This window comes from Enterobacter sp. CC120223-11 (assembly GCF_900215375.1).
Classification (GTDB): Bacteria; Pseudomonadota; Gammaproteobacteria; order Enterobacterales; family Enterobacteriaceae; genus Scandinavium.
Genome location: NZ_OBEF01000002.1, coordinates 128,589 through 141,848, shown reverse-complemented (window position 1 = coordinate 141,848; position 13,260 = coordinate 128,589). Strand labels below are relative to the sequence as shown.

Annotated in this window: 12 protein-coding genes; 6 read left to right on the top strand and 6 right to left on the bottom strand. The window is 48.7% G+C overall.

The window, feature by feature from the left end; translation table 11 throughout:
* The first annotated feature begins 32 nt into the window (after positions 1-32).
* From CRO87_RS02885 to CRO87_RS02870, 4 genes are all read left to right on the top strand, one after another.
* Entirely contained in the window at positions 33-704 is a 672-nt protein-coding gene (locus CRO87_RS02885) for a fimbria/pilus periplasmic chaperone (protein ID WP_097161420.1), read from the top strand.
* A gap of 66 nt (positions 705-770) precedes the next feature.
* The gene (locus CRO87_RS02880) at positions 771-3,263 is read left to right on the top strand and encodes a fimbria/pilus outer membrane usher protein (protein WP_097161419.1); all 2,493 of its coding nucleotides are present in this window, start codon (positions 771-773) and stop codon (positions 3,261-3,263) included.
* The gene (locus tag CRO87_RS02875) at positions 3,260-3,778 is read left to right on the top strand and encodes a fimbrial protein (protein ID WP_097161418.1); all 519 of its coding nucleotides are present in this window, start codon (positions 3,260-3,262) and stop codon (positions 3,776-3,778) included. The genes CRO87_RS02880 and CRO87_RS02875 overlap by 4 nt, the downstream gene beginning before the upstream one ends.
* Positions 3,775-4,785, top strand: coding sequence for a fimbrial protein (locus CRO87_RS02870; RefSeq protein ID WP_097161417.1), 1,011 nt, complete (start codon positions 3,775-3,777; stop codon positions 4,783-4,785). Before CRO87_RS02875 ends, CRO87_RS02870 begins: the two co-directional genes overlap by 4 nt.
* Before the next feature lie 10 nt (positions 4,786-4,795).
* Here CRO87_RS02870 and CRO87_RS02865 read toward each other — a convergent pair whose 3' ends face one another.
* A complete protein-coding gene (locus tag CRO87_RS02865; RefSeq protein ID WP_097161416.1) occupies positions 4,796-5,395 on the bottom strand; it encodes a LuxR family transcriptional regulator in 600 nt (199 codons plus the stop codon).
* A gap of 490 nt (positions 5,396-5,885) precedes the next feature.
* Here CRO87_RS02865 and CRO87_RS02860 point away from each other — a divergent pair, with 490 nt between their 5' ends.
* Both CRO87_RS02860 and CRO87_RS02855 read left to right on the top strand, forming a co-directional pair.
* Positions 5,886-6,752 (top strand): winged helix-turn-helix domain-containing protein, encoded by an 867-nt coding sequence (locus CRO87_RS02860; RefSeq protein ID WP_097161415.1) that lies wholly within the window; start codon positions 5,886-5,888, stop codon positions 6,750-6,752.
* Entirely contained in the window at positions 6,752-7,237 is a 486-nt protein-coding gene (locus CRO87_RS02855) for a hypothetical protein (protein ID WP_097161414.1), read from the top strand. Before CRO87_RS02860 ends, CRO87_RS02855 begins: the two co-directional genes overlap by 1 nt.
* A gap of 556 nt (positions 7,238-7,793) precedes the next feature.
* Here CRO87_RS02855 and CRO87_RS02850 read toward each other — a convergent pair.
* From CRO87_RS02850 to CRO87_RS02830, 5 genes are all read right to left on the bottom strand, one after another.
* Positions 7,794-8,219, bottom strand: a complete 426-nt coding sequence (locus CRO87_RS02850; RefSeq protein WP_097161413.1) for a DcrB-related protein — start codon at positions 8,217-8,219, stop codon at positions 7,794-7,796.
* Positions 8,220-8,233: 14 nt separating this feature from the next.
* Complete coding sequence (locus CRO87_RS02845; RefSeq protein WP_097161412.1) at positions 8,234-9,259, bottom strand: fimbrial protein; 1,026 nt, start codon at positions 9,257-9,259, stop codon at positions 8,234-8,236.
* A gap of 40 nt (positions 9,260-9,299) precedes the next feature.
* Positions 9,300-11,873, bottom strand: coding sequence for a fimbria/pilus outer membrane usher protein (locus tag CRO87_RS02840; protein ID WP_255252475.1), 2,574 nt, complete (start codon positions 11,871-11,873; stop codon positions 9,300-9,302).
* A 29-nt stretch (positions 11,874-11,902) separates the two neighbouring features.
* Complete coding sequence (locus CRO87_RS02835) at positions 11,903-12,613, bottom strand: fimbria/pilus periplasmic chaperone (RefSeq protein ID WP_097161666.1); 711 nt, start codon at positions 12,611-12,613, stop codon at positions 11,903-11,905.
* A 77-nt stretch (positions 12,614-12,690) separates the two neighbouring features.
* Positions 12,691-13,233: a fimbrial protein gene (locus CRO87_RS02830; protein WP_097161410.1), complete on the bottom strand. Its 543-nt coding sequence runs from the start codon at positions 13,231-13,233 to the stop codon at positions 12,691-12,693.
* Positions 13,234-13,260 lie beyond the last annotated feature (27 nt).

The window sequence follows — 13,260 nt, the reverse complement described above, 5'->3', positions numbered from 1 at the left end:
GGGCCGTAACCACCCAACCCTAAAGGACGGCGATGAAAGGCTTTTATTCACTTATTATTCTGCTGATGCTCAGCACATTCGAAACCCATGCCGGTGGCGTAGGTCTTGGAACGACTCGTCTTATCTATTCCAGCGACAGCAAGCAGTCTTCTCTGGCCGTAAGAAACACCGACCAGCAGGCACAGTTTCTCATACAGTCCTGGATTGAGGACGAGCGAGGCCAACCCTCGCGCGATTTTGTCATCACCCCGCCGCTGTTCGTGCTTAAGCCAGACAGTGAAAATATGCTGAAGGTGCTTTTCGCCGGAAAACCGCTGGCTCAGGACAGGGAGACGCTTTACTGGATAACGGTAAAATCCATCCCGCAAACGCAGACCGGCAACGGCGCGAACACTCTTCAGTTTGCTTCGGCAAGCCGAATAAAGCTTTTCTATCGACCTCACAATATTGCCGATGAGGCACTCCAGAGCTATACAAAAATAAAGCCGAGCTACCTCGGACAAAAAATCACATTTAGTAATCCAACGCCTTTTTATATCACCACGACCAATGTTCGCGTGGACAACAAAACGCTTCCACCAGTGATGATTCCGCCTCAAAGCGAAGCGACAATTCCGGGAAAATTTCAGTCCCCACAGCGTATTAGCTATCAAACCATTAACGATTACGGGGCATTAACCCCCGTGGTAGACGTACATTTTTAATTCCCGCCGTGAGTCAATTTTGAGATCGGAATAATTCAGGTGAATACGAAAGTTAAAGTCATTTTAATGACATCGTCATTATATTTGCCGGTTGAGAATGCACTGGCTGAAAATGATTTACACTTTAACCCGGCTTTTATCAATGGCGGGGACAATGAGAACGTTGATCTTTCATGGATCGGCAACGGCAATGAAATTCCGCCTGGTCACTACAACGTTAATATCACCATCAACGAGTCTTATGCTTTTACCGCCGATATTCCCTTTGTGATGAGGGATGGCGTCGTTTCACCTCAGTTCAACCGAGAACAGCTCAACGCGCTTGGCATCGATCTTAAACAGCTTACAGCCGAAAAAGAAGCTCTGTTTCAGCAGGCCGGGCCATGGTCGCTGGAAGATTTGCTGCCCCAGGCCACGTTTTCCTACGTCAGCAAGAGCATGACCCTGCGTTTGAGCGTCCCTCAGCGCGCGATGCTCAATCTGCCCCGGGGTTATGTGAACCCCGAGAGCTGGGACTACGGGCTGATGTCAGCGTGGACCAGCTATGTCCTCAATGGCTCCCGTGACGACAGCCGCCGCAGTCAACAACTCTTCCTCGGGCTGTCCAGTGCGGTGAACTGGGGCCCGTGGCGCTTGCGCGATTACTCCACCTGGACCAAAAGCCAGCAAGAGGGCTTTTCTCATGGCCGCACCTGGCTTCAACGCGATCTGAAATCGCTGAACTCCCAGCTTTCCGTTGGGGAAGTGCTTACCTCGCAGAAGCTGTTCGACGCCGTCGGCATGCGCGGGATCATGCTTAATACCGACGACAATATGCTGCCGGACAGCCTGCGCGGGTATGCCCCAGAAGTGAAAGGAATTGCCAAAAGCAACGCCACCGTGACCGTGCGGCAAAACAAGAGCATTCTTTACCAGACGACGGTCTCTCCGGGGCCTTTTGTGCTGAAAGATCTTTATCCCACCGCGTTTGGCGGCGATCTGGATGTCACCGTTGAGGAGGAGAATGGCCAGGCTCAGCACTTCACGGTGCCTTTCGCAAGCGTGCCCGATATGGTGCGCCAGGGGCAGATCCATTACGCCATTGGAGCAGGTCAGTACCAGTCCACCGGCGATCAGAGCGCCCCCCAGCTGCTGTGGGGAGAAGCCTACTGGGGAGCGTTGGATACTTTGACGCTGTACGGCGGCACGCAGCTGACACCTGATTACAGCGCGGTGGCACTTGGAGTTGGACAGAACCTTGGTATTGTAGGTGCGATTTCCGTCGATCTTACCCATGCCCGGAGTCGACTCGCGGACGGCAATATCTATTCCGGTAACTCCGTTCAGGTCCGTTACAGCAAATTGCTCAACTATTATGGTACCCGGCTGAATTTCTACTCCTGGCGCTATTCAACCGCCGGGTTTTATAGCCTGAGCGATACCACTTATTCGGCCATGAAAAGCGGAACCTTGCCGCAAACCGTCAACGATGATGGTGTTGCCACCTATCAATATGACGACTATTACGACTTAAACCAGGCCAAAAAAGCGAAAAACCAGCTCGAAATATCCCAACAAATGGGCGATCTGGGATCGCTTTCACTCTCCTGGGTGCGACAAACCTGGTGGCGTTCGGCCCAGGCTTCAGAAAGCACTCAATTATCCTGGAACAGTGCCTGGCGCAGCGTATCGTTTGGTCTGAGCTACCAACGGAGTCGCAACCCCGGCAGCGGCGAAAAGGAGAATATCCTGTCGCTGGCCATCTCCATTCCTCTGGGATCGCCTGCCTCTGCAACGCGCGCTAATTTCTCTGTGATGCAACCCGACAGCTCACCGGCGGTATACAACGTAGGCCTGAGCGGATACGTGCCGGGCAACGAGAACCTGTTCTACAGCGCTAATCAGAGAATCAACTCGCAGCAGGAAAAGGGCGGGAACCTGTCCCTGCAATATTCCACCGGAAAGGGTAATTACAACGTGGGCTATGGCTATTCGCCGCAGTCCCGCAACGTCAGCTATGGCGCGAGCGGCGGTATCGTTTTTCATGAGAGTGGCGTGACGCTCAGCCGTCCATTAGGCAATACCAACATCCTGGTTGAAGCCCCAGGCACTGCGGGAGCCGCGCTGAGTAACAATCCAGACGTCACCACCGACAGCCGAGGTTACGCCGTGATTCCTTATGCCTCCCCTTATCGGATGAATCGGGCTGAAATGGATGTCACCACCGTCGGGCAAAATGTGGAGATTGAAAACGCCATCGTCAACGTGGTGCCGACGGAAGGGGCACTCGTCAAAGCCTCCATTAAAACCCGCACCGGGCTTAAGGCGATGTTCTTCATCCGCCAGCGCCACGGTGATTTGCCCTTCGGCAGCCTGGCCTCCGTCAGCCAACGCGAACAGAACAACGGCATTGTCGGGGACAACGGCAGCTTATATATGTCCGGTTTACAGAAACGAGGCACGCTGAATATCGTCTGGGGAAAAGGTCCGGAGAAACAGTGCCAGGCCTCATATCATCTGAAAGCAGAAAATTTCAATCCGGCGACTGGCCTTTATACACAGGAGGTGAATTGCCAATGAATAAACGCCACTACCTGACCATTTTGCTGGCGGGATTGATTTTGCAGACCCCCGCCCAGGGGTACGACGTTTTAATCTCAGTCATGGGCAACCTTATCGGGAATACCTGCGACGTCAGCGCTGATACAAAAAACCAGACGGTCCCGCTCGGCACCATTGGCAGCAGGCAATTCCGCACCGCAGGCAGTATGAGCAACGTGAAATCCTGGTTCACCTTGGGGCTTGAAAACTGTGGTCCGACGTTTACCGGCGCGAGAGTGCGTTTTACCGGCACACCCGATCCAGCCAACGCCCAATGGCTAAAAACGGCCGACGGGGGAACCGATGGGATCGCCCTCTCCTTCTTCGATGCGGACAACCAGCCTGTGCCTTTGAATACGCAGACAAAATTCTACGGAAAGGCCGGTGACAGTCAGGTTGAAATGAAATTTTACGCCCGGATGGTTGCCACACTGCCATCCGTTGAACCCGGAGATGTATCAGCAATGGCCACCTGGCTTGTGGAGTATCAATGAAGACTTTTATTTTTTTGACCACTTTTTTGTTCAGCGTGCATGCCTCTGCGCTTAACTGGGTGGCTGACATCGTGATTTCTCCTGCACCGATGACCTACTCCGGCCCGGCAAACTCCATCGTGCCGGGGAACATCATCGGAACGAGCTGGAGCGCAACAGCTAATGTGCAGGAGGTGTTCTGGTGCGGTCTGGTTGTCTGGTGCACCAAAGGGACGATGGAGCCCTCGAGCGGCACGGTCTCCACCGGCATGAACGTGACGGTCGACGGAAAAAGCTACACTATTTTCGAATCGGGCATTCCCGGTATTGGCTATATCATCGGCCTGAAAGACTTTAACGGCAACGCCTATGTCCCGTTGCAAAGCGGCGTGACGCAAACCTATCCGGCAGACGGTACCAATGATCTCGCACAAAATCTGGGATGGTCCGGCAAAGTCACCTTTATCAAAACCGGGCAGCCGCTGGTGTCGGGGGTTTATGTCACCCCGAGCATTGACGCCGCGATGCTCACGGCCTACAACAACGAGACCAAAACGGCCAGGGTAATCATTAACCCAACCACTATCAGCGTGACCGCTACAGGGTGCGTGGTCATAACCAAATCAGCCAACGTCAATCTGGGTGACGTGGATATTCGCCAGCTGACAACGGTAGGCAGCATGGCTGCGGCCGGTGCCTTTAACGTCACTTTAGACTGTGACGCAAATATTTCCCTGAACGCGGTGCTGAGCGATCAGACTCACCCGTCCAATGACAGCAATGCGGTCTCTCTGACGTCAGATTCAACCGCGGGAGCGCTGGGCGTCGCCTTTTATTACAACGGCAGCGGGCCAATCCAGTTAGGCAAAGACTCTTCTGTCGCAGGAACAACCAATCAGTTCCACATAACCACAACGACGTCAGCGCAGTCGATAACGATGCCTTTTCAGGTCAGATATATTCGGATGGGTGATATTACTCCTGGAACGGCGAATGCCTTAGCAGGACTCACATTCTCTTATCAATGACGTTAAAAGGTTAGCGCGTTAAAAAAACCAGCAGCTCCGTCTTATTGCGTAGGCCAAGCTTTCGAGTCGCCGAGTTCTTAAGCGCACTGACCTTGCGATAGCTATTTTCTGTTTTTACTGCAATATGCTGCAGAGAGTGCCCTTCCCGGATGGCTTTGAGCACCTGCCATTCCATGTCCGTTAAAAGAAATTCGGCTGTGCGTTTTTTTCGTGAATAGACTCTGGCGTTTATCACTTTAATAATACAGTTTCGCCATTCAGATAAGGGCTCGCTCAAAGAGAAACAGGCATCAATGTGCTCACTCACATAAAATAGTACGTCGGATTGCTGGGAATACATGCAAATAGCCATCTTCGGATATTTTTTTCGGGCCTCTTTGACATATTCCAGGCATCCATATCCGGCACCCGATTCTGGGCCAGACCAAAACACCAAATCAATATCACCTTGTTCCAGCGCATCATCCAGCAAGGGATAATTTCTGATCGACACGCTGATTTTTCCTTGAGCATCCAGCTCCTGCAATAAAGCATAAATCGCGTTGCGGACAAAGTGATTCGCATCCGATAAAGCAACGTTCACCTTGCCTCCGGGCGGTAATCTCTCCATCTTTTTTTCTCCTTACTCCCTGGCGAACACACCTCAAAACCATCACAACATCAACTAACAATAAAAGCTACAAAGCTGTTTGATTCATTATTGCGAAGAAGTATCGGAGATAGCATCTGAACTTATTTGAAATATTTTACACTGAAGAAAAGTTCAGCTAAGAAAAAACCACACTAATCATTCACAGATCCTGATTAAAGAGCTGAAGAAGATAAGCAAGCTCCGCTCCTGAGGCAATCAACGGAGTGCCATCCCGCGCCAGGCTTGAGCAAACCTTAATTTATCTTTTTTCAATACCGGAAAGATATGAACTTCAATGAATAATATTAAACATTACTCGTTTTAGGATTAATCCCCGTATCGGGTGTGTATAATCATCAAAAGCAGGCTAATAGAATATTTTGTCCTAGCTGGAAAAGACTTAAGTTTTCTCTTTCCAAGACTAAAAGCTACGGTTCTATTCTTTTCATGGAGAAAAAGATAATCAGCTATGCATAATCACTATATTATAAATGACATTATTGAGTTTCACCCTGCCACCAGCACGTTGCGGGAACTAAACGACACAGAAAATATCGTGATGTTAAATTCTCCTGCAGGGCGCTGTTTACTTCTACTGATTAACCGTCAAGGTAGCATCGTCACGCAAAATGAAATGATGGACGTTGTATGGGAACAAAGTGGCATGCAGGTGTCACCCAATACCTATTATCAAAATATTTCTATTCTGCGAAAGGGATTAAAAAAAATTGGGTTAGGTGAGAACATCATCGTAACCATCCCTCGAATTGGTCTGACGCTGGCCAGCGATACTCATATTAAGAAGCTTTCAACGGAAAAGATGGTTGAAATTGACCATGGCAATACACATTTTATGAGTAAGGATGATGAGGGCACCACCTCGGATGCCGCAGTGAAAAATCCTGTCGTAGCTCGTGCAGAAATATCATCAGAGTTTACCCAGCCAAACAAACCGTTCAACTTAGCGTTTATTAGAAAGCGATTGTCGCTGAAGTTCATTATTTTGACAGGGATCTATACTTTTGTTGTGCTGTCGTTTCTGATCGTATTTGCCGCCAACTCTGATGATGCCAACCATCGTCGTTTTTTCGATAAGTACAACGAAATCAGCACGCACAACGGCTGCAAAATCTACCTGTCGAATGGCATGAGTCATGATGGCAGGGAAAAGGCACTTTCTTACATGCAGCGCTTCGAAGCAGCCTGCGCGAGCTATCCCTGGGTGTATATCACCCGTTTTCCTGGGTTGCCTCGCACATCAATCATTCGCTGCGATGCTCCAATGAGCAAGCTTAATACTTGTATTTCAGATTATTTTTTCGAGACCAATAAATAATGTTAAAGAGTTTTTCTGTACTTACTTTGGCGCTGATAACTCTGCTGGCCGTCGCAAAACTCTCGTATACCTTTTGGCAATCCAAGTACAATGTTGATATTTCCTGCATTGCCAGCTTTACTGTCCATAATGACCATTCAACTATTCATGCCACAACAAGCTATGTATTTAATAACAAAGTCGGATTTCTTAGCCTTAACGGTTATCAGGAGGAAGACCCTTCAATGGTCTTTAACCGTAAAATCGTCTTTGATTATCGCCGAGATAATGATACCTACATGCTGCGTTCGCAGCAAAACATAAAATATCCTGATGATACCGTCAGCAATGACTGGATGGCGAAAGTGTTTCCACAGTTTTATATTTTTGAGGGAAAAAGCATCTATTTCAAAGTAATAAAGCAGCTTAACAATAGCCATCTCTTCTTTATTGGCACTCTACCAACTTTTGTCTGTAAATACTCCCAACCTGTCAGACTGGAGTAATCAACAGGAAAACAAAAAAGAAATTTAATTATCAGTTAATTAAAAATTATAAAGGTGCAGATTGCTCTTCACCTTTATAATATTATGCACTCTGGAACGTGCCGTTGAATACGCTCACCTGAGAGGATTTTATACTTTCAATAAAAATGGAGGCAACTCTACCCTCTGCACAATCTTACTCGCTCAAGAAGACAGAGAATTTAGTCTGGCCTGCGATAGAGTCGCTGCTCGGCACCGAGGTCCAGGCATAGGCATCTCAACGTCAAAGCTACTTCGCCCCGTATGAGAACAGGTTACCGCGATGCAGAAACGGCTGATTAAGCAACCTGTTAGTTTGGCTGGATAACGGAACGGATTTCCCTCTTATCATTATTGTGATAAAAGCGCCGTCAGAATCATAAAGTAAAGGGAAGTGTATTAATTATTACATCCCTATTTCATTACAGTGATAATCATGGAACAGCACTTGAAAAAAACCATCAAATCGATAAGTACATCATCCTTGAAAGGGTTTTACTTTTTATTGAAAAAAGGTCTGCACCTGCAGACCTTTTGTTTAATGTGGGATAAAGCTCTCAACCAAGGAATTCACATTAATACTGCTGGAGTCCATTGCAGTTTTATTAGGGGAAATTGCTGTAAAAAGCATAATGCAACCTGACTTCACCTCTGCCAGAACAATGTATTGCCAGCAGGTAACGCTGTCTGATGGCATAAATGAAAATGCTAGCGCAGCGGCTTTAGTAAAACCTTTCCCAGCCTCCAGTTTGTGCAAATCGATAAAATTATACTTGCGGCACTTTTCTTCCAGAATTTTTATCTGCCCCTGGATATAGCCTTCAAAATCCACGCCTGAAGCTGGGTAGTCTCGGTTGATGTTCACATTTTGCCCACTGGCAAGCGTGATAATATTGATCGTCTGCGCCCTTGCATTATCAGGAAGATGCAGGACACCTTCCGGGCAGAGGTAATTTTGTGGCATATACGTCTCTCTTATTACTGGTAGTCAATGTTGTAAACTAATACTGAACGAACTTCTGCAGGTGCCAGCTGGCTCACACCCGTTGCATAATATTTAGCACGCAGTGGTATTCGGACCAACGTCCGGCTCTCGTCAAAGTTACCGATGACGAAATTTTGCCCAGGAACAACAGGCTCATAACTTCCGCTAGCTCCCTGAAGCAGCTGTAGCGCCATATCCGGAGCTTCTTCACCGGTACTGATATTTTTCCATTTATAAAGCCCAAGATTCTCCATTCCCGAAATATTTTCACCGGTAATTTTCATCAGAATATTCTGCGTGCTCCATAAGTCAGAATTACAATTAATCAACACCTCGAAATCCCGCGAAGGAGAGTCAATCGCTCCCGGCGCATGAATGCTGTTTACGCTCAGTGGACTAAGCTCCGCGCTGAAATTACCATCGCCGTAAACATCACAGGTCTGGATGGTAAAGTTCAGGTAGCTGTTATTACGTAAATAATATTGTACGTCACCTCCCCCCTGTGACCCCACGGTGAACAGCTGAATATTATTTGACTTCGGATTCAGAGATTGGTTTTCACCGGTTTTAACCAGTTCAACGGTCACATTCACCGTGACACGATCGAGATACTCGGTATCCAGCCCGTTAGTCCACGGTTTGTTAGTCAGCACACCCGTTCCATAGGCTTTACCTGTGGTGCCACGGTTACCGTTGATAGTCACGTAAACCGTCAGGCCACTATTGCTGCCTAATATGTTGGTGGTCGTGACTCGGTTAATAAAAATTTCTTCTTCAGTAAAGGGGTTAGTCCCGGTCATTGTTTTACCGCACCAGATAGTTGCCACGGTTTCCTTACTGTATATCACCGTGTTTATTGGCACGCTGGTGTTAATCTGATTAGGAATCGTTGAAAAATCCATTGCGGTATTATTAAAAACCGGCGAGTCTGAACCGCAGGTTAAATCTGCATAAGCGGGAGCCGCGGCTCCCGCAAAAAGCCCCAGGAATGCCAGCAAACTAAAAATACGCTTAGCCATTATATTTATCCTTTCCACTTTCATTGGGAACATCTTCATATCAGCTGTCCTTGAATGAGCCGCTTAGTGCTGATGCCAGATTCTGTCGGATGCCAGAATCTTCGCCTTCACAGACGGTATTCACCTGTTCTATGTTCGCCTCTGATGCCGTAGCGCCTGGCTTCACATTAAAAGTACAGCTGAACTGCTGCTTCCCGCCGCCCCAGTTGATATTCAGGCGGTCCTGACTATCATTCAGACGGGCGTATATTTGCCCGCCCTGAGCGACAACCCCGACATCTGTGCCATGGCTGTCTTTTACAGAAGCCCCAAACGGCAGCGCATCACCTTCTGGCGTGGTGGCTCGAATCAGTACAGTTCTCCCTTTGCTGGTCGCATAATCCAGTTTCACAATCGCCCCTTGTGCAGGCGCAATCTGTTTACTGGTGGCTTTCAGCTCAACGTCAAACGGCAAGCCCTTCGGATCGATAGCCACTTCGTTCATACGATACGGCGTCAGGTAAGGCACCAACGCATAACCCCAACGGTTCAGCGTTACGCCAGAATAACCTTCAATATTCGCGCCGGCGGCATCTTTCGCAGAGACTATAGCCATGGTGTTGAGACTGTCATAAGGGCTGGTGACAACCCCATCAGAGAAAGCAACTACGCTGCCGCTCACGCCGGTCGAATAGCCGTGATAATCTTTCCCTTTAGAGAAGCTGCCGTTAAGCGTCGCATCACGGAATTTATAAGAACCACTGAAGTTCCCGGCGTAGTTGTTGTCGGTATCCCGCCCGGCGGAGACGTTGTAGCTCAGCTGGTCTTTTTCACCCAGTATTCCGCTGACCCCGAGCTGGGAAGACACCCCGTTGCTGTCTTTCGTCGAGTAGCTGTTCAGGTTTGGCGTATGACGCCCTCTCCCCAAGGGTAGTGAGAAGTTTAGTAGGTACTGCGTCTCTTTCTGACGGTCCCGCGTTTCGGTTTTGCTAACGGCCAGACCATAGCTCAGCCATTTCCACGTATTGTTGTACCCCACTTGATACTGGGTGTTGCTGCCAACATTGTTCCAGTAGTTTTCCCGGTAGCCCGAAATGTAGAGCTGGCCGAACTGATCACCGAGATCCTGGCTCAAGGTCAGCGAGAAGCGGTTGCGCGGGCGGTTGATTGATCTATAGCTGGCATCGAAGCCACTCTGCTTCATGTCATCGGCAAGATAGACCGCATTGTGCAAGTCCAGATAGCCGGAGGACGAGAAGCGATAGGCTGCAAGCGAGAAGCTACTGCGGGTTGCTGCGATATATTTGTTGTAGCTCGTTCTGATACTGACCCCGGTTTGCGACACATCATCTTTAGAGAATCGCGCCCCAGTGACGTCAAGTGCAAAAGCCCCTATCGGCGTTCCCAGCGCTGAACCCACCAGCGCAGAATAATAGTGCTTCGTCGCGGTTACGCCCGTATAGGCAGTCACCGCGTTGTTAACCCCCTGCTTCCAGGTTCCCTGAAGAATATCGGGCGCGTCCGACACATTGATGTTACGCATTCGCCCAACCATAAGGCTGTAATTCACGCGCCCCGGTCGCAGCAGCTCCGGTACTGAAGCATACGGCACGGAGAAAGAACTCTGTGAGCCGTCAGCTTCAGTCACCGTGACCATCAGGTCACCACCGTAACCAGTCGGGTAGAGATCGTCGATCGAGAATTCACCTGGCGGTACGGAGGTTTCATAGATGACCCGGTCGCGCTGCTTGATGGAGACTTTGGCGTTGGTCCGTGCTATCCCGCGCACAACCGGGGCATACCCCCGCAGCGAATCAGGCAGCATTTGTTCCGCGCTGGCAATCTGAACACCACGGAATGAGAAAGAGTCAAACAGTTCGCCAGAGGTATTCGCATCCCCCACCAGCACGCGCGATTTTAGTACCGGAATATCCCGCTGCAGGTTAGTGAAGAAATTATCATATTGATCGCCGCGGCGATCGTCCCAGCGATAAGCGCCCGAATGCTTAAGCATCCAGGCCCCGATGTTCAGGCCACCTTTGATGTCACCGTAGAACGACTTATAAATATCATCCTGGCTGTGCTGCTCAAAATAGGAGGTGTTGTAGCTCAAATAGAGCGCTTTTTCGCCGTAGGACCACATGGACGGCGGGACATATCCCCTGGCACTCTGATTGATATACGCCTGAGGGATACTCACATCAAGGCGCATATCCGAAACATTCAAACGCGCAGTTGCGCCGGGAATTAATGATTCCAGCAGCGTGCATCCCGCCTTATTATTGAGCGCAGCAATGCTATTATATGGCAGACGTGCCATATTCAAATTTAAACTAGCTAAAAGAGATTCATTAAAGCAAAGATACGAGCGCTGGCTGTCCCCTTGTACAATGACGGTTGCGCGATCGATGAGTGCGCCGTTTAGATAAATATCAGGTGCATATTCCCCCGGGACTGCCCGATACTCACCATTAAAACGTGTGACATCCACCGCCTGGCCAGTAGCATTATTTAAAAAATCCGGGTTAAAATTCACATCAGCAAAAGTATCAGAGGGCGTTAAGATCCCCATCATTGAAAAAATGCTAAGGGAAACCAGAGACAGGTTAAATCCATTCAGTTTTGGATGTTTCATAATCACGTCCATGCATAGCAGTTAATTGACTACTCGTTTTTTATTTGGACTCTGACGGAGGCGCCGAAGTCGTTAATATAATCAATAAACAACTTATTCTCATTCAGGCGGAAATTTAACGGGTAGCTCCCTGCACTAAAGGGTGAAATCATATCGCCTGCCTGGAGCGCAATAACCTTATCACCAGACATTGACTGAATTTTAGATACGGTGACAAACAGCGGCGTCGGGTTGTTAATCGTTATACACTGCGTTTTTCCGCATGGCTTCGCTGACCAGGTCAGTTTCTCAATAGCTTCATCATAGGATGAAATGTTTAACTCCACTGGCCTGTAAAACAGCTTAATACGTGAGCGAAAGGCCATCTCAATGCTGTTACCAGCGGCATGCTCAGGCTTTGGTGGAATATCAAGTACGTTAAGCCAAAAAACAGATTCACGATCTTTCGGTAGGTTATTCCCCGTATAGGTAATACGCAACGTCTGCCCCTGAGCGGGTTCAATTCTTGACACTGGTGGAAGAATAATAAAGGGAACCTCAATCTGACTCACTTTTGCCGAACTGTCCCCTTTATCGATCCAGGTCTGAACCAATGAGGATTTCTCCCCTTTATTTTCAAGGCGAATCGTAACTTCTTTTTCACTGGAGGGATAAATTACGCGCGTACCATGGATAACAACGCTGGCAATAGCCTGAGTGGATAAAATAAAGGTGCTCAGGAAAAATAAGAAAAAGCGCATAGTGTTCTTCGCCATGACTAAATGTAAGCAATATCAGGGAACCGAAATTCCCTGTATTTTTATAACAACGCCTGGTTTTATTCGTAATCAATAGAATAAGTAACAGCAGACTCCAGGTCACCCGCGGTGCTCGCACCGGTTGCGTAGTAACGTGCGTTATAAGTCAGAACCGCAGCCCCAGCTGATAAAGGGGATGAAGCGTTAGTACGCTGGTTGGTGTTACCCGCTTCCAGAATAACGTCTTTATCATTACGCAGCTGAATCTGAACGTTTTTCGCCTGGCCGGTAGTCAGGGAGTTGTTCAGACGACCAGTGGCCGCATCAACGTTAGCGCCAGCTTCGAAGAAGGCACGCACGTTACCGGTAGCAGGTGTACAGCCGCTCAGCTTCATCACGAAGTTAGTAACACCAGCAGTTTCACCAGCTTCGGACAGCTGATTGATTGGCAGAGCGGGCAGCGTGACGGTCGCATCGCCGGTTGCGCTGCTATCAACTTTAACCGTACAGGTTGCTGCAGTCAGCTTACCTTTGATAGTGATGTTGCCAGATGGAGCAGCAGAAACAGCAGCGGTCGAACCCAGTGCCAGAGCAATTAAGGAAGCCAGAATAACCTTTTTCATAATAAATTCCTTTTTTGTTTTAACGCT

What these genes read in the sequence shown, in the direction of transcription:
- CRO87_RS02885 (WP_097161420.1), top strand. Translation starts at nt 33, where the DNA reads ATGAAAGGCTTTTATTCACTTATTATTCTGCTGATGCTCAGCACATTC.
- CRO87_RS02880 (WP_097161419.1), top strand. Translation starts at nt 771, where the DNA reads ATGACATCGTCATTATATTTGCCGGTTGAGAATGCACTGGCTGAAAAT.
- CRO87_RS02875 (WP_097161418.1), top strand. Translation starts at nt 3,260, where the DNA reads ATGAATAAACGCCACTACCTGACCATTTTGCTGGCGGGATTGATTTTG.
- CRO87_RS02870 (WP_097161417.1), top strand. Translation starts at nt 3,775, where the DNA reads ATGAAGACTTTTATTTTTTTGACCACTTTTTTGTTCAGCGTGCATGCC.
- CRO87_RS02865 (WP_097161416.1), bottom strand. Translation starts at nt 5,395, where the DNA reads ATGGAGAGATTACCGCCCGGAGGCAAGGTGAACGTTGCTTTATCGGAT.
- CRO87_RS02860 (WP_097161415.1), top strand. Translation starts at nt 5,886, where the DNA reads ATGCATAATCACTATATTATAAATGACATTATTGAGTTTCACCCTGCC.
- CRO87_RS02855 (WP_097161414.1), top strand. Translation starts at nt 6,752, where the DNA reads ATGTTAAAGAGTTTTTCTGTACTTACTTTGGCGCTGATAACTCTGCTG.
- CRO87_RS02850 (WP_097161413.1), bottom strand. Translation starts at nt 8,219, where the DNA reads ATGCCACAAAATTACCTCTGCCCGGAAGGTGTCCTGCATCTTCCTGAT.
- CRO87_RS02845 (WP_097161412.1), bottom strand. Translation starts at nt 9,259, where the DNA reads ATGGCTAAGCGTATTTTTAGTTTGCTGGCATTCCTGGGGCTTTTTGCG.
- CRO87_RS02840 (WP_255252475.1), bottom strand. Translation starts at nt 11,873, where the DNA reads ATGAAACATCCAAAACTGAATGGATTTAACCTGTCTCTGGTTTCCCTT.
- CRO87_RS02835 (WP_097161666.1), bottom strand. Translation starts at nt 12,613, where the DNA reads ATGCGCTTTTTCTTATTTTTCCTGAGCACCTTTATTTTATCCACTCAG.
- CRO87_RS02830 (WP_097161410.1), bottom strand. Translation starts at nt 13,233, where the DNA reads ATGAAAAAGGTTATTCTGGCTTCCTTAATTGCTCTGGCACTGGGTTCG.